At 66.2% G+C, this 24,831-nt stretch carries 19 protein-coding genes; 6 read left to right on the top strand and 13 right to left on the bottom strand.

All coding sequences use genetic code 11. The features are described from left to right. Positions 1-65: 65 nt before the first annotated feature. Both tal and ACZ6YI_RS14445 read left to right on the top strand, forming a co-directional pair. Positions 66-1,022, top strand: a complete 957-nt coding sequence (gene tal, locus ACZ6YI_RS14450) for a transaldolase (protein WP_465779271.1) — start codon at positions 66-68, stop codon at positions 1,020-1,022. Positions 1,023-1,200: 178 nt separating this feature from the next. Then, positions 1,201-1,911, top strand: a complete 711-nt coding sequence (locus tag ACZ6YI_RS14445; protein ID WP_465779270.1) for a TylF/MycF/NovP-related O-methyltransferase — start codon at positions 1,201-1,203, stop codon at positions 1,909-1,911. A 106-nt stretch (positions 1,912-2,017) separates the two neighbouring features. Here the strand turns inward: ACZ6YI_RS14445 and ACZ6YI_RS14440 are convergent, their stop codons facing one another. From ACZ6YI_RS14440 to ACZ6YI_RS14385, 12 genes are all read right to left on the bottom strand, one after another. Next, complete coding sequence (locus tag ACZ6YI_RS14440; RefSeq protein WP_465779269.1) at positions 2,018-3,415, bottom strand: coniferyl aldehyde dehydrogenase; 1,398 nt, start codon at positions 3,413-3,415, stop codon at positions 2,018-2,020. A gap of 109 nt (positions 3,416-3,524) precedes the next feature. Further along, a complete protein-coding gene (locus tag ACZ6YI_RS14435; protein ID WP_465779268.1) occupies positions 3,525-4,955 on the bottom strand; it encodes an efflux transporter outer membrane subunit in 1,431 nt (476 codons plus the stop codon). Then, positions 4,942-6,114, bottom strand: a complete 1,173-nt coding sequence (locus ACZ6YI_RS14430; protein WP_465779267.1) for an efflux RND transporter periplasmic adaptor subunit — start codon at positions 6,112-6,114, stop codon at positions 4,942-4,944. The genes ACZ6YI_RS14435 and ACZ6YI_RS14430 overlap by 14 nt, the downstream gene beginning before the upstream one ends. Further along, positions 6,104-9,307, bottom strand: a complete 3,204-nt coding sequence (locus ACZ6YI_RS14425; RefSeq protein WP_440324203.1) for an efflux RND transporter permease subunit — start codon at positions 9,305-9,307, stop codon at positions 6,104-6,106. Before ACZ6YI_RS14425 ends, ACZ6YI_RS14430 begins: the two co-directional genes overlap by 11 nt. 95 nt (positions 9,308-9,402) lie before the next feature. Further along, entirely contained in the window at positions 9,403-10,767 is a 1,365-nt protein-coding gene (locus ACZ6YI_RS14420; protein ID WP_465779266.1) for a sensor histidine kinase, read from the bottom strand. Next, positions 10,751-11,434 (bottom strand): response regulator transcription factor, encoded by a 684-nt coding sequence (locus ACZ6YI_RS14415; RefSeq protein WP_440324206.1) that lies wholly within the window; start codon positions 11,432-11,434, stop codon positions 10,751-10,753. The genes ACZ6YI_RS14420 and ACZ6YI_RS14415 overlap by 17 nt, the downstream gene beginning before the upstream one ends. 78 nt (positions 11,435-11,512) lie before the next feature. Then, positions 11,513-12,373, bottom strand: a complete 861-nt coding sequence (gene rpoH, locus ACZ6YI_RS14410) for an RNA polymerase sigma factor RpoH (RefSeq protein WP_440324208.1) — start codon at positions 12,371-12,373, stop codon at positions 11,513-11,515. Positions 12,374-13,348: 975 nt separating this feature from the next. Continuing rightward, positions 13,349-14,047 carry a uracil-DNA glycosylase gene (gene ung, locus ACZ6YI_RS14405; RefSeq protein WP_465779265.1) on the bottom strand — a complete coding sequence of 233 codons (699 nt, stop codon included), beginning with the start codon at positions 14,045-14,047 and terminating at the stop codon, positions 13,349-13,351. Beyond that, positions 14,044-14,883: a response regulator gene (locus tag ACZ6YI_RS14400; protein ID WP_440324214.1), complete on the bottom strand. Its 840-nt coding sequence runs from the start codon at positions 14,881-14,883 to the stop codon at positions 14,044-14,046. Before ACZ6YI_RS14400 ends, ung begins: the two co-directional genes overlap by 4 nt. A gap of 14 nt (positions 14,884-14,897) precedes the next feature. Next, positions 14,898-15,878 (bottom strand): permease-like cell division protein FtsX, encoded by a 981-nt coding sequence (ftsX, locus tag ACZ6YI_RS14395; protein WP_440324216.1) that lies wholly within the window; start codon positions 15,876-15,878, stop codon positions 14,898-14,900. Beyond that, positions 15,875-16,552, bottom strand: a complete 678-nt coding sequence (gene ftsE / locus ACZ6YI_RS14390) for a cell division ATP-binding protein FtsE (protein WP_247331587.1) — start codon at positions 16,550-16,552, stop codon at positions 15,875-15,877. The genes ftsX and ftsE overlap by 4 nt, the downstream gene beginning before the upstream one ends. 189 nt (positions 16,553-16,741) lie before the next feature. Further along, positions 16,742-18,511, bottom strand: coding sequence for a DEAD/DEAH box helicase (locus tag ACZ6YI_RS14385; RefSeq protein ID WP_465779264.1), 1,770 nt, complete (start codon positions 18,509-18,511; stop codon positions 16,742-16,744). 422 nt (positions 18,512-18,933) lie between these two features. Here ACZ6YI_RS14385 and trxA point away from each other — a divergent pair, with 422 nt between their 5' ends. The 3 genes from trxA to ACZ6YI_RS14370 all read left to right on the top strand — a co-directional run bounded on the left by trxA (position 18,934) and on the right by ACZ6YI_RS14370 (position 22,757). Then, positions 18,934-19,260 (top strand): thioredoxin TrxA, encoded by a 327-nt coding sequence (gene trxA / locus ACZ6YI_RS14380; protein WP_139979157.1) that lies wholly within the window; start codon positions 18,934-18,936, stop codon positions 19,258-19,260. Between the two features lie 155 nt (positions 19,261-19,415). Further along, the gene (gene rho, locus ACZ6YI_RS14375; protein ID WP_465779263.1) at positions 19,416-21,203 is read left to right on the top strand and encodes a transcription termination factor Rho; all 1,788 of its coding nucleotides are present in this window, start codon (positions 19,416-19,418) and stop codon (positions 21,201-21,203) included. Positions 21,204-21,386: 183 nt separating this feature from the next. Next, positions 21,387-22,757 carry a glutamate--cysteine ligase gene (locus ACZ6YI_RS14370; protein ID WP_465779262.1) on the top strand — a complete coding sequence of 457 codons (1,371 nt, stop codon included), beginning with the start codon at positions 21,387-21,389 and terminating at the stop codon, positions 22,755-22,757. Positions 22,758-22,819: 62 nt separating this feature from the next. Here the strand turns inward: ACZ6YI_RS14370 and ACZ6YI_RS14365 are convergent, their stop codons facing one another. Continuing rightward, the gene (locus ACZ6YI_RS14365; protein WP_465779261.1) at positions 22,820-24,241 is read right to left on the bottom strand and encodes an OmpP1/FadL family transporter; all 1,422 of its coding nucleotides are present in this window, start codon (positions 24,239-24,241) and stop codon (positions 22,820-22,822) included. Positions 24,242-24,471: 230 nt separating this feature from the next. On the opposite strand from ACZ6YI_RS14365, the gene ACZ6YI_RS14360 reads away from it, so the two are divergent. Then, complete coding sequence (locus ACZ6YI_RS14360; RefSeq protein WP_440327250.1) at positions 24,472-24,774, top strand: YcgL domain-containing protein; 303 nt, start codon at positions 24,472-24,474, stop codon at positions 24,772-24,774. Positions 24,775-24,831 lie beyond the last annotated feature (57 nt).

Raw genomic sequence — 24,831 nt, 5'->3', positions numbered from 1 at the left:
TGCCTATCCCCGCCGCCGTCCCGGCGCGACAATCTCTTTCCCCACAGGTAACGGAAGCTGCCATCGTGACCAGCCAACTCGAACAACTGCGCAAACTCACCAAGGTCGTCGCCGACACCGGCGATATGTCGGCCATGAAGACCTACAAGCCGGAGGACGCGACCACCAACCCGTCCCTGCTGCTCAAGGCCGCTGGCATCCCCGAGTACGCTCCGTACATCGATGAGGCGGTGAAGTGGGCGAGGGAACAGAGCAATGACCGTTCCCAGCAGCTGATCGACGCCGGCGACCGCCTGGCCGTGCTGGTGGGCCGCGAGATCCTGAAGATCGTCCCGGGCTACGTCTCCACCGAAGTGGATGCCCGCCTCTCGTTCGATAAGGAAGCTTCGATCGCCAAGGCCAAGCGCCTTATCGGCATGTACAAGGATGTGGGCGTCGACCCGAAGCGCGTGCTGATCAAGCTCGCTTCGACCTGGGAGGGCATCAAGGCCGCCGAGCAGCTGCAGAAGGAAGGCATCAACTGCAACATGACCCTGCTCTTCAGCTTCGAGCAGGCCGTGGCCTGCGCCGAGGCTGGCGCGTACCTCATCTCGCCGTTCGTCGGCCGCATCTTCGACTGGTACGTGAAGAACACCGACACGAAGACCTACGCGCCTGAGGAAGACCCGGGCGTCAAGTCGGTCCGCCGCATCTACGATTACTACAAGACCCACGGTTACAAGACGATCGTGATGGGCGCCAGCTTCCGCAATATCGGCCAGATCCAGGCCCTCGCCGGCTGCGATCGCCTCACCATCTCGCCGGACCTGCTCAAGCAGCTCGACGAAACCGACGCCGACCTGCCGGTGGCGCTGAAGGACACCGGCAAGAAGGCCGAGCCGCCGGCGAAGCACATGACCGAAGCGCAGTTCCGCTGGGGCCACAACGAAGACGCGATGGCCACCGACAAGCTCGGCGAAGGCATCCGTAACTTCGCGAAGGACCAGCGCAAGCTGGAGGAACTGCTGGGCGCGAAGCTGTAAGGCTGCGCGTTATCCGAGTTCAAGAGGGCCCTTCGGGGCCCTTTTTTTCGCCCGCTGTCGTGGGAGCGTGCTTGCACGCGATGGCGCTGCGGCAAGCCCCATCGCGTGCAAGCACGCTCCCACAACTATCTCTCATGGATCTGGCACCCACGGGTTTATCCCACGGATCGCCCGTACCATGGCCACCATCGCTTCGACCACCCGCCCGCAGCGCTGGCAGGACAAGCTGAAGCCTGGCGCACTGCTGCGCACCGCCCTCGCCCGCCGTGGATCCATGCAGGCCCACCTGGGCCCCGAATGGCACGGCAGCCTCCGCACCATCCGCGAGACGCGCGAGATGACCGCCATCCTCCTCACCGATGCGGCGGCGCTGCAGATCATGATTGCCGTGCGCGCCGCCGCACGGCTCGGCGGTGCGATGGCTGAAGCCGGTGTGTTCAAGGGTGGCAGCGCCCGGCTCATCTGCGAGGTGAAAGGCGAAGCCACGCTGCGCCTGTTCGATGTGTTCGAAACACAGCAGCACGCGTCAGACGCCCCGGCCGCCGAGGTGCGCAACTACTTCGGTCCCGTGCACGGCAGCATGGGCCTCGTCGAGCGGATCCTCGCGCCCTACCCGAACGTGCACTTCCACCCCGGCTGGTTCCCTGCGTCCACCACCGACGTGCCGGACGAGCATTACAGCTTCGTACACCTCGACATGGACCTCGTCTCGAGCACAAACGCGGCGCTCGAATACTTCCTGCCACGCATGCTCACCGGCGGCATCCTCATCGGCGACGACTACTACGACCCCGGCGTACGCCAGTGCTTCGCCGGGCACTGCGGCCGCGGCGGCTACACCCTCATGGAGTTACCGTGGGGCCAGGTGATGGTGGTCAAGCACGCGTAGGAGCCCCCCGTGTCGGCGACCCCTTGTGGGAGTGAGCTTGCGAGCGATGTTCTTTCGCGAAGCCATCGCGCCCAAGGGCGCTCCCACCAACGGTAAGACAGGCGGGCTAGCGGCGGATCTTGAAGGACAGCACGCGCTCGATCGCCTTGCCATACGGTGGGCGCAGCATCGCCGTGATGTCGAAGCGCGATTGACGGTAGACGGAACGCGCGTGGCTGAAGGTACGGAAGCCGTCGAAGCCGTGGTAGGCGCCCATGCCGGAGGGGCCGATGCCGCCGAACGGGAGGTTGTCCTGCGTGAGGTGGACAACGGTGTCGTTGAGCGTCACGCCGCCCGCGACGATGTTGGCGAGGACCCGCTCCTGGTCACCGCGGACGTTGCCGAAGTAATAGAGGCTCAGCGGCCGGGGACGGTTGTTGACGTACGCGATGGCGTCGTCGAGACGGCCATACGGAATGATCGGCAGGATCGGCCCGAAGATTTCCTCGCGCATCACGGCCATCGCGTCGGTGGCGCCGAGTACCAGCGTCGGCGCCATGCGGCGGCCATCCACGTCGCCAGCGGAGGCGTGGAGTGCGCGAACCGTCGCGCCCTGCGCGCGCGCTTCATCCAGATAACCTTCCAGCCGCGCCTTGTGCCGGTCGTTGATGATCGATGTGTAGTCGGCGTTGCCACGCAGGGTCGGGAACATCTTCGCGACGTTGCGTGCGAGCGCTTCGGCGAACGCATCGACCGAACCTTCCGACACGAGCGCAAAGTCCGGCGCGACGCAGATCTGCCCGGCGTTGAGCGTCTTGCCGAATAGCAGGCGGCGCGCTGCGAGATCGAGATCGGCATCGCGGCCGATAATGGCCGGCGATTTGCCGCCGAGCTCGAGCGTGACCGGAACGAGGTTGTCCGCGGCGGCACGCATCACGTGCTTCGCGACCGACGTGGCGCCGGTAAAGAGCAGGTGGTCGAACGCGAGCGATGCAAATGCCTTGCCGACGGCTTCGTCGCCGGTGATGACCGCGACTTCGGTGTCATCGAATGCGCTCGCAATCATGGCCTGCATCAACGCCGACGACTTCGGTGTGAACTCCGACGGCTTGATCATGGCGCGATTGCCGGCCGCGAGAATGCCTGCCAGCGGCGCGAAAGTAAGGTTGAACGGAAAGTTCCACGGCGCGATGACGCCGACGACGCCCTTGGGCTGGTAATCGACCCAGGCGCGCGCACCGAGCAACGCGAGCGGTGCAGGAGATACGCCGCGGTAGTCCCGCCGCATCCAGCGCTTGACGTGATGCTTCGCGTGTTTCAGCGGCTCGATGGAGGCGGCGACATCGCTGACCAGCGTGCCCTGCCGCGAGCGATGGCCGAAGTCGTCGTTCAGCGCGTCGGCGATGTCGCTGGCGTGATCGACCAGCAGGCCGATGGCGCGATCGAGCCGATCGATGCGGATGCCCGCCGGGGGCGTGCCATCGCGGCGATGGGCGGCTTGCTGGCGTGCGAGGATCGTTTCCATGGCCGCATCATAGCGGCCACGTCGAGGCTCTTGTGGGAGCGCCCTTGGGCGCGATGGGGCTTGAGGCGAGCGCCCATCGCGCCCAAGGGCGCTCCCACGGACACGCTGGTCAGGAGGCCGCGGGCGCCTGCCAGCCGCCGCCGAGCGCGCGGATCAGCGCCACGCTGGCGCGCAGCTGGCGGGTTTCCAGGTCGATCACGCTGCGGCGGGCATCGAGTTCGGCGGTCTGGGCCTGGACGACATCGAGGTAGCCGACGGCGCCTTCGCGGTAGCGATCCAGCGAGAGGTCCACCGAACGCTGGGCGGCGTCGGCCGCGGCACGCTGGTCGGTCAACGCGTTGCCGAGATCCCGCAGCAGGGTCAGGTTGTCTTCCACCTGCGCGAACGCATTCAGCACGACATCGCGGTACTTCGCACCGGCTTCGTCGGTCGCTGCCTTCGCGGACTCGACGGCGGCCTTCCGGCGCCCACCGTCGAACACGTTGAGCAGCACGGTCGGCCCGATGGACCAGAAGCGGTTCGGCGCGGTCGCGATGTTGCCCCAGGCCGAGCTCTGCCAGCCGCCCTGCCCATCCAGCGTGATCTGCGGGAAGAACGCGGAGCGCGCCACGCCGACGCGTGCATTGGCGGCCGCGGTACGCCGCTCGGCCGCCGCGACGTCCGGCCGGCGCTGCAGCAACACCGACGGTACCTCGAGCGGAATGCTCGGCACCTTCATCGCATCGTCCTTCGTCTCGAGCGTGAACGTCGAGGCGCTGTCGCCGACGAGCACGGCGATCGCATGCAACACCACCGCGCGCTGTGCCTGCGCCTGGGTCAGCTGCGACTTTGCGTTCGAAAGCTGCGTCTGCGCACGCGCGACGTCGAGGCCGGACGCGATGCCACCCTCGTGGCGCGACTGCGTGAGCTGCAAGGCCTTCGCAAAGGCCGTGATGCTCTCGTTCAACACCTTGATCTGGCGGTCCTGCCCGTTGAGCTGCAGGTAGCTGTCGGCAAGCTGCGCCTGCAGGCTCAGCTGCGCGCCGGCGAGATCGGCGGCGGACGCGGCCTGCTCGGCGGTTCCGGCGGCGACGGTGTCACGCACGCGACCCCACAGGTCCACCTCGTAATCGAGCTGGCCACTGATGGTGTAGGAGTTGTAGTACGCCGGCGAGGTCGCGCCACGCAGCGGGCGCGTATCCGATTCACGGTTACGCGTGGCATTGCCGTTCAGCCCGAACGTCGGGAACAGCCCCGCGCGGACCTGCTTCGTAAACGCCTCGGCCTGCGCGTAGTGCGCATACGCCGCGGCGAGCGTGGCATTGTTCTTCAGCAGCTGGCCCTGCAGTCCATCGAGGCGCGTATCGCCGTAGAGCGACCACCAGCTTGCGCGGTCAAGATGATCGGCTGGCTGCGCTTCCACCCACGGTGAATCGGCATTCGCGAACTGCGGCGCGACCGGCACCTCGGGCGCCTTGTAGGTCGGCGCCATGGAGCAGGCCGCGACGCCCATCGAAAGCACCAGCCCCGCGAGCAGCCGCAAGGATTCAGGCCTTGCCATTGCCGCCGTCCTTCTTCGGGGGAATCACGCGCACGGTGTCGCCATTGGCCAGGCCATCCGGCGGGCTTTCGATCAGGCGGTCAGCCGCGCTGATGCCCGAGGCGAGCTGCACGGTCCTGCCGAAGTCCTGCGCGATCGAGACGTCCTTGAACGTCACCTTGTTCTGCGCATCGACCACGGCCACGCGCAGGCCGCTGCCGTCATAGACGAGCGCGCTGGCCGGTACGCGGAACAGCGCCGCGTTGGCCGGCAGGTCGAACGTCACGCTGGCGTAGCCACCCGGGAGCAGCTTGCCGTCGTTGTTGTCGACCGCGACCTGCACCAGCGTGGTACCGCTGGCGGCATTGATCGCCGAAGAGCTCGATTCGATCTTGCCCTCGAAGGTCTGGCCCGGGTATTCCGGCACGGTGAGCTTGACGGTCTCGCCCTGCTTGATCGCCGGCGCGTAGTTCTGCGGCACGTTCACGTACATGCGCAGCTTGTGCGTATCGGATACGACGAACAGCTCCTGGCCGCCGCCGCCCGCGTTGATCAGCGCGCCGACATCCGTCTCGCGGGCCGTGACCACGCCATCGAACGGGGCCACCAGCTTCGCGAAGCCCTTGGTCGCCTGGATGCGTTCCAGGTTGGCCTGGGCCGCCGCGGCAAGCGCATGCTTGGCATCGTAGTCGCCGGTCTTCTCGTCGACTTCCTGCTTCGACACCGAGTCCGAATCGCGCATCGCCTGCCAGCGCTTCGCGGTGGTCTGCGCCAGCGCCTCGTTGGCACGCGCGCTGGCGAGGTCCGCCTTCGCCTGCAGCAGCTGCTGGTCGAGGTCGGGGGTTTCGATTTCGCCGAGGATGTCGCCGGCCTTCACCTTCTGGCCGATGTCGAACTTCCACGACTTCAGGTAGCCGCTGGTGCGCGCATAGATCGGTGCGCGCGCATAGGCCTGCAGACGGCCCGGCAGGTTGAGGTCACCGCCGCCCTGGCCGCCTTCGGGCGTCACCAGGGTGACCGATGGCGTGGCCTGGGCGTCGGTCCACTCGCGCAGCTTGTGCGATTCGTTGGCGCGCGTCGCCACGCCGGCGACGACGATGGCGAGGACCACGATGGCGGCGATGATGCCGGCGAGGCGCAGGCGGCGCGGCTGGGGGGTATGGATCGTATCAGGCGACATGGACGGGCTCTCCGGAAGCGTTCGCCGGGGTTTTGGAGGCGTGGCCGCGACGGCCATGGACAATGTTGAACACGACGGGCACGAACAGCAGCGTGGCCGTGGTGGCGAAGATGAGGCCGCCGATCACGGCGCGGCCGAGCGGTGCGTTCTGCTCGCCGCCCTCGCCCATGCCAAGGGCCATCGGCAGCATGCCGATGATCATGGCGAGCGCGGTCATGAGCACCGGGCGGAAGCGGACGAAGCCGCCCTCCGATGCCGCGAGGAAAGCGTCACCGGTATCGGCGAGGCGTTCGCGGCAGAAGCTCACCACCAGGATCGAGTTGGCGGTAGCCACGCCCATGCACATGATGGCGCCGGTGAGCGCAGGCACGGATAGCGTGGTGTGCGTGGCGAACAGCATCCAGATGATGCCGGCGATAGCCGCAGGCAAAGCGGTGACGATCACGAACGGATCCGCCCACGACTGGAAGTTCACCACGATCAGCAGGTAGATCAGCACGATCGCGCCGAGCAGGCCGAGGATCAGGCCGGTGAAGGCGCTGTTCATGGTCTGCACCTGGCCGAGCAGCGCGGTGCTCGATGCCTTCGGCAGGTCCTTCTTGTGCGCATCCAGGATCTTCTGGATGTCCGCCGCCACGCCGCCAAGGTCACGATCCTGCGTGGTAGCGAAGATCTCGACCATCGAGTTGATGTTGTACTGGCTGACCACGGTGCTGCTGGTGGATCGCGAGAACGAGGCCAGGCCACCGAGGATCTGCGAACCCGCTGTGCCCGTGCTGGGGCTGATCGGCACGTTGGCGAGGTCGGGCAGCGTATCGATGGCGTACTGCGGCGTCTGCATCACGATCGGGTAGGACACGCCGTTCTGCGGATTGAGCCAGAAGGTCGGTGCGATCTGGCTGGAGCCCGCGAGGTTCACGCCAAGGCTGCTGGTGACGTCACGCTCGGTGATGCCGACCTGCTGCGCACGGCTGCGGTCCACGTCCACGTTGAACGTCGGGCTGGACTGCGACTGCTGGATGCGGGCATCCACCACGCCCGGCACCCGGCGGATCTCACGCAGCAGTGTGTTCGCGTACTTGTAGTTCGCGGCCACGTTGGGGCCACGGATCTGCAGGTCGATCGGCGCAGGCGAACCGAAGTTCAGGATCTGGCTGATGATGTCCGCGGGCGGGAACGAGAAGGTCGCGGTCGGGAACAGGCGCGGCAGCTTCTCGCGCAGCTGGCGCACGTATTCGGCCGTCGGCTTGTGGTCTTCCTTCAGCGAGATCTGCAGGTCGCCATCGGCCGAGCTCACCGTACCCGTGTTGTTATAGGTGTTGTTGATGCCCGACGACGAGAGGCCCATGTTGTCGACCACCGTGCCGAGCTCGTCGGCAGGGATGATCCGGCGCACTTCCTTCGTGACGGCCGCGAACAGGTTGGCGGTCTCTTCGACGCGCGTACCGACCGGCGCGCGGACGTGCATCAGGATCTGGCCGGAATCGACCGAGGGGAAGAAGTTCCGGCCGAGCATCGGCACCAGCGCGAACGAGACGATCACGAAAGCCATGAAGCCGATGACGAACGGCTTGCTGTGGCGCAGGGCCATCTCGAGCAGGCCGTGGTAGCCCTGGCGCAGCGCCTCGAAGCGCTTCTCGAAGCCGCGCTGGAAGCGAACCAGCGGGTTACGCGAGACCTTGCCGTGCTCACCGTGCGGATCGTCGACCGAATGCGGATGCAGCAGGTACTTCGCCATCGTCGGCACCAGGGTGCGCGAGAGGATGAACGAGCAGATCATCGCGAACATCACCGATTCGGCCATCGGCACGAACAGGAAGCGCGCGACGCCCTCCAGGAAGAACATCGGCACGAACACGATGCAGATGCAGAGCAGCGACACGAAGGCCGGTGTCACGATCTGCGCGGCGCCGTCGAGGATCGCGGTTTCGACGTCCTTGCCGTGCTCAAGGTGCCAGTTGATGTTCTCGATGGTCACCGTGGCGTCATCCACCAGGATGCCCACGGCCAGCGCGAGACCGCCCAGGGTCATGATGTTGAGGGTCTCGCCGAACGCGGACAGCATCGCGATCGCGCCAAGGATCGCGAGCGGGATCGACGTGGCGATGATGACCGTGGAGCGCCAGCTGCCCAGGAACAACAGGATCATCAGGCTGGTCAGCGCCGCCGCGATCACGCCTTCGCGCGCCACGCCGGAGATCGCGCCGCTCACGAACAGCGACTGGTCGCCGATCGGGCTGATCTTCAGGTTCTCGGGCAGCGCATCCTTCATCGACGCCACGCGATCCTTGATGCCCTGGATGATCGCGAGGGTCGAGGCCGAACCGTTCTTCAGCACCGTCATCAGCACCGAGCGGTTGCCATCGACGTGCACGATGTTGGTCTGCGGCGGCGATCCGTCGCGTACATGGGCGATATCACGGATGAACACCGTCGCGCCGTTGACCACCCTCACCGGCAGGTTGCCCAGCTCTTCGACCACCGAGGGCGAGTTGTTGAGCTGCAGCGTGTACTCGAAATCGCCGATCTTCTGCGTGCCGACGGGCGTGATCAGGTTCTGCGCGGCGAGCGCATTGGCCACGTCCTGCGCCGACAGCCCGCGCGCCTGCAACGCCGCGGGATCGATATCGATCTGGACCTGGCGGGTCTTGCCGCCGAACGGATACGGGATCGCCGCACCGGGCACGGAGGTCAGCTGCGGACGGATCGCATTGAGACCCAGGTCGCCCAGGTTCTGCTCGGTCAGGCCATCGCCCGAGAGCGCCAGCTGGATGATCGGTACCGTCGACGCGTTGTAGTTCAGGATCAGCGGCGGCGTGGTACCCGCGGGCAGCTGCCTCAGCAGCGTTTGCGCCACGGCGGTGACCTGCGCGTTGGCGGTGCGGATATCCACGGTGGGCTGGAAGAAGATCTTCACGATGCCGAAGCCGTTGATCGAGTTCGCCTCGATGTGTTCGACGTCGTTCACCGTGGTGGTGAGCACGCGCTCAAACGGCGAGGACACGCGGCCGACCATCTGGTCGGGCGGCAGGCCGGTGTACTGCCACACCACCGCGATCACGGGGATCTTGATGTCGGGGAAGATATCGGTCGGCGTGCGCATCGCCGAGAGCGGACCCACGATGAGGATCAGCAGGGCGAGGACGACGAAGGTATACGGCCGCGTGAGAGCGATCCGGACGATGCCAATCATGAGGGGGACGGTTTCCGAGCGCGATGTTGCGTCGCGGCGAATTTTGCCCCCGCGTGATCCTGCGGCGTAGTTAAGATTTATTTAGGCGTTTTCGGCTAAGCCGCCGGGCAGGTCACCGAGAAGACCGCTCCTTCGTCATTTCCACCCACTGCCAGCGAGTAGCCATGCAGGCGCACGATGGCGCTGACGATGGCCAGGCCGAGGCCGCAGCCGGGTTTGGCGCGCGTCTCATCCCCACGGTAGAAGCGGCGGAACACTGCTTCGCGCTCGCCCACCGGGATGCCGGGGCCGGTATCCGCGATATCGATGCGCGCATCGCCCGTGGGATCGGTCAGCGCCACCAGGCGGATCGCGCCGCCATTCGGGGTGAACTTGATCGCGTTGCCCACCAGGTTGGCGAACGCCTCGAACATCAGCTGGGGGTCGCCACGCAGCGGCGGCAGTTTGCCGACATCGAGTTCGAAACGCTGGTGGCGGTCCTCGGCGAGCGGCGCATAGAAGTCGTGGACGTTTTTCAGCACGGCGCCGAGGTCCATGTCCTCGAAACATGCGCTGCGCTGGCGGTCTTCCAGCTCGGAGACGCGCAGCAGCGCGCGGAACCGGGCCAGCACCGTGTCGATTTCCTCGACCGCGGCCTCGAGCTGCTCGGCGGCGGGCGTGTCCGCGAACTGCTGCTGTACGCGGTACAACCGCGTGCGCATGCGGGTGAGCGGCGTGCGCAGGTCGTGGGCGATGTTGTCGGTGACGCCCTTGACCTCGCCGAGCAGGCGTTCGATCTCGTCGAGCGTGGTGTTCACCGTGCCGGCGAGCAGGTCGACCTCGTCGCCGGCGCGGGTGACCGGCAGGCGGACACTGAGGTCACCCTCGCGGATCGGTTCCATCGCCTGCTGGATCTGGCGCACGCGGCGCGCGGGCCGGCGGGCGATGAGGATGCCACCCAGGACACCGGGGAGCAGCGTAAGCGAGAGACCCCACAACGCACCGCGGCGAATGATCGCCCCGAGACCGTCGATGGTCGCGCTCTCCTTCACCACGACCAGGCGCTGGCCGTTCGGCAACGTAGTGGCGAGGCCACGTGCACGCCGGCCGTTCTCGCCCGGGTGGTCTTCCACCTGGGCCGCGACCGCGTGGATCACGTTGTCTTCCTCGAGTCCCTTCGGAATCGTCGCGACGTTGCCGGCCAGCCGGCGGCCCTGCGCGTCGAACAGGCCCGCGGCCATGAAGCCGGTGGCATCGATCGCGCTGGCGGTGTCGACCGTATCGTTGAGCCGGCGCGGATCCGTCTTTGCGAGGTAATGCAGGCGCGCGGAAAGCATGCCGTCCACGACGTTCGTCAGGTAGCGCGAGGATTCCCACTGGACGACACCCAGCAGCACCACGCACCAGATGGCGAACAGTGCGCCATAGATGAGGATCAGGCGCGAGGTGGCGGAACGCCAGGCGTCAGTCAGCGGGCGCAAGGACGTACCCCGAGCCGCGCACGGTGCGGATGAGCGGCACCTGGCCGGCGCCGTCGATCTTGCGGCGGAGGCGGCCGATATGGACATCGATCACGTTGGTGCCCGGATCGAAGTGGAATCCCCACACGTGCTCGAAGATCATCTGCCGGGTGACGACCTGGCCGGCGTTACGCATGAGGAATTCGAGCAGACGGAACTCGGTGGGCAGCAGGGTCAGCGGCTGGCCATTGCGCAATGCGTTGTGCTTCACCAGGTCCAGTTCGAGGTCCTCGACGCGAAGCCGCGTCTCGGCCGCTTCGGGGCGGCGATGGCGGCGCAGTAGCACCTCGGCCCGCGCCGCGAGCTCGTCAGGCGCGAAGGGCTTGGTCAGGTAGTCGTCGCCACCCGCGCGTAAGCCGCGGACGCGCTCATCCACGTCGGATAGCGCGCTGATCATCAGCACCGGCGTCTCGACCGAGCGCTTGCGCAGCTCGGACACGACATCGATGCCGTCCATGCCGGGCAGCATGCGGTCGAGGGTGATGATGTCGTAGCCGTTTTCCAGGGCGCGGGCCAGGCCGTCGCGGCCGTTGGCGACCCACTCGGCGTTGAGGCCGTGCGCGCCGAGCTCCGCGACGATATCGCGGGCGGTGACTTCGTCATCTTCGATGACCAGGGCCCTGGGCATCCTTTTCACTCCACGTTCGGGGCAACGGAAAACGGCCCCACGAGGGGGCCGTTCCGGATCTTACGCCGTTCGCTGCACTCAGGCGGCGATGGCGACGCGCATCTTCTTCATGGCATTCGCCTCGATCTGGCGGATGCGCTCGGCCGAGACGCCGTACTCATCGGCCAGGTCCTGCAGGGTGGCCTTGTTGTCTTCGGCCAGCCAGCGGCGCTGGATGATGTCACGCGAACGGGCATCCAGGTTGGCGAGGGCAGAGCCCAGGGCGCTCATCTGGTTGTCCGAGGCGTCGGCTTCGGCCAGGTTGTCGTACGGGTCGGCGCCTTCGTCGACCAGGAACGCGGCCGGAGCCGGCTTCTCGTCGTCATCGGCATCGGCCGGGGCTTCAAAGCCGACGTCACGGCCCGAGAGGCGGGATTCCATCTCACGGACGGTGGCTTCCGGCACGCCCAGGTCGTGGGCGACCACGCGGACTTCCTCGGCGTTCATCCAACCCAGGCGCTTCTTGCTCTTACGCAGGTTGAAGAACAGCTTGCGCTGGGCCTTGGTCGTGGCGACCTTGACGATGCGCCAGTTGCGCAGGATGAACTCGTGCATTTCGGCACGGATCCAGTGCACCGCGAAACTGACGAGGCGCACGCCCTGGTCCGGGTCGAAGCGCTTCACCGCCTTCATCAGGCCGATGTTGCCTTCCTGGATCAGGTCGGAGAGCTGCAGGCCATAGCCGTTGTAGCCGCGGGCGACGTGCACCACGAAGCGAAGGTGGGACATCACCAGCTGGCGGGCGGCGTCGAGGTCGGCGTCGTCGTGGAAGCGCCGCGCAAGCGTCTGCTCCTCGTCAAGGCTGAGCACCGGGATGCGATGGACGGCCGCGATGTAGGAATCCAGACTGCCAACGACGCTCGGTAGCCCGTAGTTACGGGTGGCGAGGGCTTGAGACATGTGTGGAACCTCCTGAAAGGTATCGGTGCAGGTTAGCAGTCCCAGGGTGGGAGTGCTAACCCCTGCCGAAGTTCAATCTTGGTTAGCTGTACTCAATGGTACAGAAATACCCCCGGGGTGTCCAGTGGGGGCCGGGGGATATTCAGGAGGCAGACGGCAAGGCGGACGCCCGAGAGCCGTGCAGCAGCCTGTATGTGGCTGCTACGTAAGGGAAATGGTGCTCGGAAGGCAGTTTCTCAAGGGCCTACGCACGGGTAAGGCAAACCGGACAGACCTCACCGGGATGCACCCACAAGCCAGAACGGCACTCGCTGACGTCCAGCCCTGGGACCAAGGATTTAATCTAGTCCCCGTCTATCGGCGGGAACGCCGATTTCCAAGACCTCGATGCAGCGTTCAAACGCGATCGAGGCGGGCCGAAACACGATGACAAGTGATTCGGTTGCTACTTAGCCCGCGCGCTTCGGCCGCGGGCTTTTGTCTTTCAGGCTTTGAATCAGGCGCGGCATGGCTGTGATTCATCCATGAGCTCATCGTGCCTTCGGATCATGGCTTCGACACATGAACGTCGCGGATGTCGGTGACACGAAGCTCGATCATCCGGCCCTCCCGTTGAATAACGCCGGTCCATAAAGCATCGATGTGCTTCCCTCGCGTCCCTGGAGGGAACGCATCGACCGCGCTACTTACTTCAGCACCCGCGCCAGCGCTAAAGCTACTGGGGACAATGCCCTGCTTTGGGCATGTCTCATCGAGCAGTACAGTGTGTTCCAGGCCATCGCTCCGGACCATCGCCCGGAAAGTGACCGTCTGGCCTTCCGCGGCCTCCGGGTGACTGACGATGTCGCACAGGTGCCACTGACCGCGTGCGTCGGCTCCGATGGTCCGGCACGCCGCCAGAGGAAGCAGCGTAAAGAAAAGCGCGGCTGCGACGCATGGACGGGGCATCAAGGGGTGCCCGTGTCATTTTGCATTTCAGCCAAGGTCCGCTCGTGATGGTAGGGACCAATCGATCGGCAGCTTGCCACGTGAGGCCAGGTAAGCATTCGCTTGCGCGAAATGCCCGCAGCCCATGAAACCCCGGTGCGCCGATAGCGGCGAGGGATGCACGCTGCGCAGGATGCAGTGGCGCTTGCCGTCGATCAGCTGGCCCTTCTTCTGCGCGTGGCTGCCCCACAGCATGAAAACGAGGCCTTCGCGCTCGCGGTTGAGCACATCGATCGCGGCGTCGGTGAAACCTTCCCAGCCCTTGCCCTGGTGAGAGCCGGCCTGCCCTGCTTCCACGGTGAGCACCGCGTTGAGCAGAAGCACGCCGCGATCGGCCCACGTCGTGAGACAACCATGGTCCGGACGAGGAATGCCGAGACAGCTCTCGATTTCCTTGAACATGTTCTGCAGCGACGGCGGCACGCGCACGCCGGGGCGCACGGAGAAGCTCAGGCCATGTGCCTGACCGGGTCCGTGATACGGATCCTGGCCGAGGATCACGACACGGACTTTCTCGAACGGCGTGTGCTCGAAGGCATTGAAGATCTCGGGACCCGGCGGATAAATCACCTTGCCGTGCGCTTTCTCGTCACGAAGGAACGCGGAGAGCTCGAGCATCTCGGGCCGGTCGAGATATTCGCCGATGCGCTCCTTCCAGGAGGCCTCGAGCTTCACGCGATCGTTCAAGCTTCCGCCTTCGCACGCAGGTGCAAGGCCACGCGCAACTGGAACAGAAGCTTGGTGATGAGCAATTTCTCTTCGACGGGCTTCTCGACCAGGTCATTCGCACCGGCACGCAGCAGCGCCGCCTGGTTCGCGGGATTTTCATCGCCGGTCATGATCAGCGTCGGCAGCCTGCCCTTGCCGTAGCCGAACTCATTGCGGATACGCTCCACCAGGTCGCCGCCGGTGAGCTCACCCTTGAGGCTCACATCGGTCAGGACCACGTCGGCGCCAACCTTGCCTCCTGCCTTGGCCGTACGCAGGAATTCGATCGCATCCTCCGCACTGATGACGTGATGCACGGTCAGCCCGTACTTCTCCATCATGCGGCGCGTCGCCAGCGCGACGACACGGCTGTCTTCTACGTAAAGCACTTCGCCTTCCGCACCGCCTTCGGGGCGCACGTAGCCGCGGATGAACTCCGCCAGTGCCTCGAAGCCAAGCGACTTGTCGAAATAGTCCGTGACGAACTCGCCGAGTTCGCGACGATGCAGGCGCTGCTCGACGTCGCCGGACACCACGACGATCGGCATGTAGATCTGGGGCGCGGCTTCGCGGACGAAGCGTGCGACGTCCAGGCCATCCATGTCCGGCAGGCGCAGGGCCACCGTGACGAAGTCGAACACCCCGCGTTGCAGTTCCATCTGCGCTTCCGCGCCGGTCCCCACGCCGACGATTTCCACGCCAGGCACTTCCGCCGACACGACGCGCGAAATCAGCGAGCGCACGACCTTGGAGCCGTCCACCAGCAGGATGCGCGGCGTGGCGCCAGCGACGCCTGATCCGATATGCGATGCCACCCCCTGGCCTCCCCTTAACCCGCCGCCGCGCGGCGTATCTGTCGAGCGCTGACCAGCCGCGCACCGAGCCAGCCGAGGACGGCGGACGCGAGCGGCACCGAAAGAAGCAACCACACCGGCAGGCCGCCGAACTGCACGCTGCCATCGTAGGCGGCGGCGAGGCGGCCGACCGGGCCGGCCATCGCCAGCTCGATCACCACCGCCAGCGCCACGGCCAGGATGCCAGCAAGCAGGCCCAGCCAGATGCCTGCATAAAGATAAGGCCGGCGTACGAAGGGCCGGCTGGCGCCGATCAGCAGCAGCACGCCGATTTCCTCTGCGCGGCTCTGGATGTCGACGCGAATGGTGTTGCCGACGACGAGCAACGCGGCGATGCCAAGCAGCAGCGCGAGCATGGTGGTCGCGCGCGCGCCGACACCGACGATCGCATCCAGCCGCTGGCGCCAGGCGCCCGTGTCCTGGACCATGTCGACGCCCTGCGTCGCCTTCATCGATTCGACGAGACGGCTGGCGTCCTCGGCGGAAAGGTTGGGCTTGGGCTGCACGGCGAGGACATAAGGCAGCGGGTTCACATCAAGCGACTGCAAAGCGCCCGAGAACCCCTGCACTTCAGCCAGTTCGGCGAGGCCATCCTTCGGCGTGCGCACGGTGATGTCCTGCACCTCCGGCCGGCCGCGCAAGGCCGAGGCCGCAGTTTCCGCCATCGCCGCGTTCTCACCCGGCTTCATGAAGGCACTGATCGTCTGGTTGCGGCCCAGCGCATCACCCATGCGCTCGACATTGCCGAGCAGCAGGTAGAAGGCCAGCGGAAGCGCGAGCGCGACGCCCATGACGGCGACGGTAAGGAGCGTGCCCAGGGGGCGCGAAGCCAGCCGGCGCCAGCTGATCGAGAGGCTCCAGGCGTGGTGTTCGCGCCACGCGCCGATGTGGTGCGGCGTGGTCCGGCGGGTCTTCTCCGGCTCGGGTGCACGGCGCGGCTCGCGGACGGTGTTCATACCACCTCCGTCGCGGGCACGTCGGCGATGAGCTTGCCGTGGTCGAGGACGACGACGCGTTTCTTCATGCGCTTGATCAGCATCAGGTCGTGGCTCGCGACAAGGACGGCGGTACCCACCGCCTGGAATTCGGCGAACAGGCCCATGATCTCCATGGCCAGCTGCGGGTCGAGGTTGCCGGTGGGCTCATCGGCAATGAGCACGGCGGGCTTGGCGACGATGGCGCGGGCGATGCCCACGCGCTGCTGCTCGCCGGTGGAAAGCGTGCCGGGCAATTGCTTCTCGTAGCTGAGCAGGCCGACCTTCTCGAGGGCGGCACGTACGCGCCGTGCCCGTTCGGTGGGCGAGACCCCGGCGATGACCAGCGGCAGCTCCACGTTCGCGAACACGCTGCGGTCCAGCAACAGGCGGTGGTCCTGGAAGACCATGCCGAGCTTGCGGCGGATACGCGGGATGTCGGAGGAGCGGACGGTATTGAGCTTCTGGCCGTCCAGGGTGACCACGCCGTTGGTCGGGCGCTCGATCATGGCCAGCAGCTTGAGCAGGGTGCTCTTGCCGGCACCGGAATGCCCGGTCACGAAGGCCATTTCACCGGCGTCGACCTGGAAGGAGACATCCGTAAGGGCCTGGTGGTCGCCCTCGTATCGTTTGCTCACCAGATCGAAACCGATCACCGCGCTACCCGTTGGCTCGTGAAGCCTAGAGGATAAGGGATGCGGCGGGGTTTGGGCCGGGTCTGGGTCGCGAAATTCGGGCGGGTGGCGTGCGGCGTCGCCGGTTCGTTGGCTTATCGCGCGCAAGCGCGCTCCCACAACATCTGTCATGTGGGAGCGCGCTTGCGCGCGATGCATGCCGCGAGGGCGTTACTTCCCGGCGAAAATCCGGCCGAGGCGGCGGAAGAAGCCTTCTTTCTTCGCCGGGGCGGCGGCCGGCGCCGGGACCGGCGTGGCGGCCGGGCGCGCGGCGGCGACGTGGCGCGACGGGCGACGGCTGCCGTTCGCGGCGGCGCCGTCGGCGCTTGCCGTACGCGGTGCGGCCGCGGTGCCGGCGTCCTGGATCCGGACCTGCGGGGTACCCTCGCCACCCTCGCGACGGCCACGGCCGCGGCCACCGCGGCGGCGGCGCTTCTTCGGCGCGGATTCGGCAGCCATCGCCTCGGCGGCGGCCGGGAGTTCGGCAATGGTCTCGGCCACGACGACGGTCTTCACCGGCACCTCGGTCGAGCTACCGGTGGGAGCATCCTGGCGCGGGCGACGCTCGCGGCTGGCCGGGCGCTCGCCGGAGCGCTCACCCGAGCGCGAGCCCGAGCGCGAACCGGAGCGGGAGCCGGAGCGCTGGCCATCACGACCGCCACGGCCACCCTTCTCGGGCGGCGCGCCGCGGGTCGGCACGTGGCCGCCGGTGTCGTTCGGGTCGTCGATTTCATCCTGCACGCCATCGGCGCGCGGACGCGGGGCCGGCATCACCAGCATCCGCGCGTCGATCGACGCGGTCGGGATCTTCTGGTTGATGTAGGTCTCGATGTCGGGCAGGCCCATCGCGTACAGGTCGCAGGCGAAGCTGATGGCATCACCCTCGGCGCCCAGGCGCGCGGTACGGCCGATGCGGTGGACGTAGTCCTCGGCATCCTGCGGCAGGTCGTAGTTGAACACGTGGCTGACGGCCGGGATATGCAGGCCGCGGGCGGCCACGTCGGTCGCGACGAGCATGTCGATCTGGCCATCCTGGAAGCGCTGCAGCAGCTTCTGGCGCTTGACCTGCGGGACATCGCCCGAGATGGCGCCGACCCGGAAGTTGTGGCGCTTGAGGCGGTCGGTGATGCGCTCGGCGGCGGCCTTGGTGTTCACGAAGATGATGCTGCGCTCGGCCTTGCTCTCCTCGAGCAGGTTCAGCAGCAGCGGCATCTTTTCTTCCTTCGAGGGGAAGTAGACGACCTGGCGGACGCGATCGGCGGTGACGTTCTCGGTCTCGACGACGAGCTTTTCGGCTTCGTGCATGTGCTCGTAGGCCAGCTCGAGCACGCGGTGGCTCAGGGTGGCGGAGAACAGCAGGACCTGGCGCTTCTCGCGTGCCGGCAGGCGGCGGAAGATGAAGCGCACGTCCTTGATGAAGCCGAGATCGAACATGCGGTCGGCTTCGTCGATGACCATGACCTCGACGCTGCCGAAGCCGAACACATCCTGCTTGTAGTAATCGAGCAGGCGGCCGGGGGTGGCGATGATGATGTCGCAGCCGTCGCGGAGCTGCTGGCGCTGCTTGTCGTAGTCGACGCCGCCGTAGATCAGGGCGCTGCGCAGGCCGGTGGCCTTGCCGATCGTCTGGAAATCCTTCTCGATCTGGATGGCGAGTTCACGGGTGGGCGCGATGACCAGGGCACGCGGGTCGGAATCCTTGCGCCCGGGGGCGGCCGGATTCTTCAGCAGGCGATCGACCAGCGCCACGAGGAAGGCGAAGGTCTTGCCGGTGCCGGTCTGGGCCTGGCCGGCGACGTCGCGGCCAGTGAGCGCGACCGGCAGGGTCAGCGCCTGGATCGGCGTGCAACGGGTGATGCCGGCGGTGGCGAGCCCCTGGTGCAGGAGCGGGTGGAGGTCGAGGTTTTCGTAGAAGACGTCGGTAAGTACGGTCTGGGACATGGAGGGACCTGGAAGCTTGCGCCGCGGATACGCGGCGCCGCCCCTGCGGCAAGGAATGCACCACGGGACGGGTGGTTGGTCCGGCCGGCGCCACGGGAGGGTCGGTGGCCCCCGGTTGCCAGCCCGGCGGCATGTCGACGCGCCCGGCGCACGTTGGCCGGAGGCGGTGGTGCCTGGCCCGACGGCTCCCGCTGGCATAGCTGAACCGGCTTCACTGAACCGGTTTACCTATGTCAACGGAAACCACCCGCTGGCACCTTGAATCGCTTGTATCGCGCCCCTAGTTGGGTTGGAATGAGGGCCACCGGCTGCAACGGCCAAGACCTTCGGTTCCGGTTGGACCCGCGACATGGGGCTCCTAAGTGTAGCCGATGCCAGCGTCACGGTCGTCAACTCCCCCTAAACCCACTTTGGAGACCACGGTGAGCGACAAGATCACCCACACCAGCGACGCCGCCTTCTCGAAGGACGTGCTCGAGTCCGATACCCCCGTCCTGCTCGATTTCTGGGCGGAATGGTGCGGCCCGTGCAAGGCGATCGCCCCGGCCCTCGAGCAGCTGGCCGATGAGTACCAGGGCAAGGTGAAGATCGTGAAGATCAACATCGACGAAAACCAGCAGACCCCGCGCCAGTTCGGCATCCGTGGCATCCCCACGCTGATGGTGTTCAAGGACGGCAAGGTCGCCGGTACCCAGGTCGGCGCCGTCAACAAGGGCGTCCTCGCCCAGTTCATCGATAAGTCCATCTGAAGCCGCCAGGCTTCCGTTAGCCGCCGTGTGGGGCGCTTTACCTCGCGCCCCACACGATGCTAGGCTCTAAGCGTTCGCCTTGGGACACCTCGCTGTCCCCCATCCCGCGGACCTTCCCACCTTCTTCTTCCAACGGCGCCCCGTGAGGTTTGCCCGTGTCCGATATCGAAACGAAAGATTCCACTGACGCCAAGGGCGCCGGCGACAAGCCTGCGGCCGAACCGCGTCCGCGTACCCGCCGCAAGGCCCCGGCCGCCGAGGCGCCCGCGGTAGAGACGAGCGCTCCCGCGCCGGCTCCCGCGCCAGCCCCGGCGCCGCCTTCGCCCCCGCCGCTGCCGCCGGTACCGGCGCCCCAGGCTGAGCTTCAGCTCAACAACCCGCCCGCCTCGGGCGAGGCCCGCCAGCCGCAGGAGCCGCGTGAAGGCGGCCAGTCGCAGGGCCAGGGCGGCCAGGGCAACCCGCAGGGTGGCCAGGGCAACCAGGGCGGCAACAACGGCGAGCGCCGCGAGCGCGAAGGCCGTGGCCGTCGCCGCCGCAACGAGCGCAACGACCGCAACAACCAGCAGCGTCAGGGTGGCGGTGGTGGTGGCAACGGTGGCGGTAACTACCAGCACCAGCGCAACAACAACGGCTACCCCGTCGATGACGACGAGAACGCCGATGCCGGCAGCAACGATCGCCTGATCAACCTGACCGAGCTCAAGCGCAAGAACTCCATCCAGCTGCTCGAGTTCGCCGAATCCCTGGGTATCCGTGAGGGCGTCGCCCGCCAGCGCAAGCAGGATGTGGTCTTCAGCATCCTCAAGGCCCACGCCCGCTCGGGCGGCGGCATCTGGGCGGAAGGCGTGCTCGAAATCCTCCAGGATGGCTTCGGCTTCCTGCGCTCGGCCGATGAGTCCTACCTGGCCGGCCCGGATGACATCTACGTCTCGCCCAGCCAGATCCGCCGCTTCAACCTGCGCACCGGCGATTACATCACCGGACGCGTGCGCCACCCGAAGGAAGGCGAGCGCTATTTCGCCATGCTCAAGGTGGACGACATCAACGGCGATCCGCCGGAGGCGTCGAAGAACAAGCTGCTGTTCGAAAACCTGACCCCGCTGTTCCCGCGCAAGGCGTTCAAGCTCGAGCGTGGCAACGGCTCCACCGAAGACATCACCGGCCGTATCCTCGACCTGGTGGCGCCGATCGGCCGTGGCCAGCGTGGCCTTATCGTCTCCCAGCCCAAGTCGGGTAAGACGATGATGCTGCAGAACATCGCGCAGGCCATCCAGTACAACCACCCCGACGTGCACCTGATCATGCTGCTGATCGATGAGCGTCCGGAAGAAGTCACGGAAATCGCCCGCACGGTCCGCGCCGAAGTCATCAGCTCCACCTTCGATGAGCCGGCCGTCCGCCACGTGCAGGTCGCCGAGATGGTGATCGAGCGCGCCAAGCGCCTCGTCGAGCACAAGCGCGATGTCGTGATCCTGCTCGACTCGATCACCCGCCTGGCCCGTGCCTACAACACCGTGGTCCCGAGCTCCGGCAAGGTCCTCACCGGTGGTGTGGATGCCAACGCCCTGCAGCGCCCGAAGCGCTTCTTCGGCGCGGCGCGTAACGTGGAAGAAGGCGGCAGCCTCACCATCATCGCCACGGCGCTGACGGACACCGGCTCCAAGATGGACGAGGTGATCTACGAGGAGTTCAAGGGCACCGGCAACATGGAAGTGCACCTGTCCCGCCGCATCTCCGAGAAGCGCGTCTACCCGGCCATCGACATCAACCGCTCCGGCACCCGCCGCGAGGACCTGCTGATCGACCCGGACCTGCTCGCCAAGATCTGGATCCTGCGCAAGCTGCTCCACCCGATGGACGAGCTGGCCGCCATGGAATTCATGCTCGACAAGATGAAGAACACCAAGTCGAACGACGAGTTCTTCAACTCGATGAAGCGCTGAAGTCCAGTAATGGCACGTTGAGAAGGCCGCCCTCCGGGGCGGCCTTTTTTCTTGCGCGGCGCGTACGCGGGGGTCACGGCGTTTTGCTACGCTGCGCGGCGGGCATGACACCTTTTCCCGGGCATCATGCGCCCCCATGTGGGGCGGCTACGGCCCCTGCCGTCCCTTGCCAAGGAAAGTGAAGTGTCCATTCCCAGCGCCGCCAAGAGCACGCCCATCGGTGACCGTAACGATCTGGTCGCCAACCTCGCCGAGGGCGAAAAGCCGCGCGAACAATGGCGCATCGGCACCGAGCACGAGAAGTTCGGCTTCTACACGGACGACCTGACCCCGCCCCCGTTCGAAGGCCCGCGCCCGGGTATCCGCGCGATCCTCGAGGGGCTGGCTGAGCGCTTCGACTGGTCCATCGCCCGCGAGGGCGACACGCCGGTCGCGCTGACCAAGGGCAAGGCAAACATCACCCTTGAGCCGGCCGGCCAGCTGGAGCTCTCCGGCGCGCCGCTGGAGTCGATCCACCAGACCTGCGATGAAGTCAGCACCCACCTGCAGGAAGTGCGCTCGGTCGCCGACGAGTTCGGCATCGGCTTCCTCGGCATGGGCTTCCAGCCGAAGTGGCGCCGCGACCAGATGCCGTGGATGCCCAAGGGCCGCTACAAGATCATGCGCGAATACATGCCCAAGGTCGGCTCGCTCGGCCTGGACATGATGACGCGCACCTGCACGGTCCAGGTCAACCTCGATTACGCGACCGAAGCCGACATGGTGAAGAAGTTCCGCGTGGCCCTGGCGCTGCAGCCGATCGCCACCGCGCTCTTCGCCAATTCGCCGTTCACCGAAGGCAAGCCCAACGGCTTCAAGTCATACCGCTCGCACGTCTGGACGGATACCGACGCCGACCGCACGGGCATGCTCGACTTCGTTTTCGAGGATGGCTTCGGTTACGAACGCTACGTCGATTACATCCTCGGCGTGCCGATGTACTTCAGCTACCGCGACGGAAAGTACGTCGACCTTTCGGGCCAGGACTTCCGCAAGTTCATGCGTGGCGAACTCGCGGCGTTGCCGGGCGTGAAGCCCACGATCAAGGACTGGGCCGACCACCTGACGACCGCGTTCCCGGAAGTGCGCCTCAAGCAGTACCTGGAAATGCGTGGCGCCGATGCGAGCCCGTGGAACCAGCTGTGCGCCCTGCCCGCGTTCTGGGTTGGCCTGCTGTACGACGACGTGGCGCTCGATGCCGCGTGGGACCTGGTGAAGGATTTCAGCAAGGCGGAACGTCACGCGCTGCGCGATGGCGTGCCGAAGCATGCGCTGGATCTCGAGTTTCGCAAGCATACGGTGCGCGAGCTGTCGCTCGAGGCACTGAAGATCGCCGACCACGGCCTGAAGCGTCGCAACGTGCTGAGCTCGCGCGGTGCCGATGAGTCGATCTACATCGAGCCGCTGCTCGAGATCGCGCTTTCGGGCAAGACCCAGGCCGATACGAAGCTCGAGCAGTTCCACGGCAAGTGGAACGGCAGCGTGGATCCGGTGTTCAGGGAATACGCGTACTGAGGCATAAAAAAACCTCCCTGTTGCCAGGGAGGTTTTTTTTCAGTGCCTGTTCGCCGAAGCGATCAGAACTGGTACTTGGCCGACAGGCTGAGCAGGTTGCCCTTGTCGTCGTTCTCGCCGACGAGGACGTCGTTCGTGGCGCTGACGGCACCGTTCATGTGGGCCTTGTTCACGAAGATGTGAGCGTAGCCCGCATTGATTTCGAACTTATCCGACACCTTGTAGCCGGCACCGAAGGCAAGCCACTTGCGGGTCGAATCCGGCACGCGCGGGGAGCGGGTATCGGCATGGGTCGGGGTGGTGTCGACAGCGACACCGCCACGCAGGGTGAACTTGTCGGTGACGTAGTACTCGCCACCCACCGACACGAACCACGTGCTGCGCCAGTTGTAGACTTCCGTCGTCGGCGGCTGGTTCGGGTTGGAGTAGTTCACCGTCAGGTTCTTGAACGAGCTCCACTTCGTCCACGAGGCATCGATACCGAGGCCGAACTTCTCATCCTGGTGCCAGAAGCTGGCGGTCGCCACGGCCGGGTTCTCGAAACCGGCGTTGCCGTCGGTGTGGGTGAACGGCGGCTGGCCCTGGAACAGGTTCGCGATGGTCGGGTTGGAGAGCAGCGCGGTCACGTTGGCCGGGACGGTGAAGTTACCCGTACCTTCCAGGTGGTGCTTGATGGCGCTGCGATAGTTCAGCGCGATGCGATCCTGCGCGGTGAGCTTCCACAGGCCGCCGAGCTGCCAGCCGTAGGCCCAGTCGTCGCCCTTGATCTTGGCGATGCCGTCGGTGCCCGGCGGGACCACGGCGTTGATCGTGCGCAGGAAGGTCGGGACAGCCTGCACCGGGATGGCACCGGCGGCGACGCCCTGCTGCAGCACGCCGAGCGCGGCGCTGTTGTAGTTCACGGCGCTGGTCAGCTCGGCGCTGGTCTTCTCGGCGATGAAGCTGGCGCCGATCGCGAAATCATCGGTGACGTCGAACGAGGCAGAGAGCGTGGCGTCGAACGACTTGAAGTCGGACTTGATGCCGTTGTAACGGCCCTTCCAGTCGGAGTCGTAATCGGTCTTGAAGCCGAACGGCGCGGTCAGGCCGAGGCCGATGTGCACGCGATCGCCAACCTTCGAAGCGAAGTACAGGGCCGGGACCGGGATGGTCGTGCCGGCGTCGCCGCCGTTGCCACCGGAGATGGGACGGCCCTGGGCATCCGTGGCGGTGCCGTGGAACTTGGTGCTGAAGTTGATGCCGGTGACGTCGGCCTGGAAGGTGTTGCCCTCCAGCAGGGTCATGGCGGCCGGGTTGTTCACGATGACCGAGGCATCGTCACCCGCGGCAGCCGAGCCGGCGAAAGCGCGGCCGAGCGCCTTGGCGCTGTTTTCCTTCAGCTGGAACGCGCTGGCGTGGGCGGCCTGCGGAGCCACGAGCGCGCCGGCGATGGCCAGCGAGAGCGCGGCGACGGCCAGCGGGCGGGTGTGAAGTTTGATCTGCATGCGAAGCGGCTCCTGCTTATTGTTCTGACGGGATCGAACGGGGCGGAAAACGTAAAAAGTTAGCCGTTTTCATACGCGCGTTTAACAATCTGGCGTGGAACTCTGGACGACTTGACCAAGAATTTGCAAGTGCTCATGCAACAAACCTGAAACAGGCCACAGTTCCGCGCCTGCGGCCGGGCCCGCGATTTGGTAAATTAGGGGACCGAGCCGCCGCGAGACCTGCCGTCATGCACTGCTTCGTCTACGTCAGCCAGCGCAAGCCCGACACCTACGTGTGGCTTTCCCGCCGCGAGGGCTTCGATCTCCTTCCGGAACCCCTGGCCCTGTTGCTCGGGGAACTGCGCTTCGTGCTTGAGGTGGAACTCACCGCCCAGCGGAAGCTCCCCCACGAGGACACTGAGAAAGTTCTCGCCAACCTGGGCGGCCAGGGCTGGCACCTGCAGGCGCCGCCCAACGAGACGCTCAGCGTCTGCAACCAGCCGAACCTGAACCGGGAAATCGACCCGGACGCCTCGCTCGTCAGGGCCTGACTGGCCGAAACCGTGCATGGGTGAAACGTGGAGCGCAGGTTAACGCGAGGTTACCGC

The sequence above is a fragment of the Luteibacter sp. NPDC104163 genome (genome assembly GCF_055584245.1).
Note: the sequence above shows the minus strand (reverse complement) of the source record. Positions and strands in the feature narration are given on the sequence as shown.

Coding starts and splice junctions, on each gene's coding strand:
- ftsX (WP_440324216.1), bottom strand. CDS start 15,878: ATGAACACCGTCCGCGAGCCGCGCCGTGCACCCGAGCCGGAGAAGACC.
- rpoH (WP_440324208.1), bottom strand. CDS start 12,373: ATGTCTCAAGCCCTCGCCACCCGTAACTACGGGCTACCGAGCGTCGTT.
- ACZ6YI_RS14360 (WP_440327250.1), top strand. CDS start 24,472: ATGCACTGCTTCGTCTACGTCAGCCAGCGCAAGCCCGACACCTACGTG.
- ACZ6YI_RS14425 (WP_440324203.1), bottom strand. CDS start 9,307: ATGATTGGCATCGTCCGGATCGCTCTCACGCGGCCGTATACCTTCGTC.
- ACZ6YI_RS14430 (WP_465779267.1), bottom strand. CDS start 6,114: ATGTCGCCTGATACGATCCATACCCCCCAGCCGCGCCGCCTGCGCCTC.
- ACZ6YI_RS14445 (WP_465779270.1), top strand. CDS start 1,201: ATGGCCACCATCGCTTCGACCACCCGCCCGCAGCGCTGGCAGGACAAG.
- ACZ6YI_RS14435 (WP_465779268.1), bottom strand. CDS start 4,955: ATGGCAAGGCCTGAATCCTTGCGGCTGCTCGCGGGGCTGGTGCTTTCG.
- ACZ6YI_RS14365 (WP_465779261.1), bottom strand. CDS start 24,241: ATGCAGATCAAACTTCACACCCGCCCGCTGGCCGTCGCCGCGCTCTCG.
- ACZ6YI_RS14415 (WP_440324206.1), bottom strand. CDS start 11,434: ATGCCCAGGGCCCTGGTCATCGAAGATGACGAAGTCACCGCCCGCGAT.
- ACZ6YI_RS14440 (WP_465779269.1), bottom strand. CDS start 3,415: ATGGAAACGATCCTCGCACGCCAGCAAGCCGCCCATCGCCGCGATGGC.
- ACZ6YI_RS14385 (WP_465779264.1), bottom strand. CDS start 18,511: ATGTCCCAGACCGTACTTACCGACGTCTTCTACGAAAACCTCGACCTC.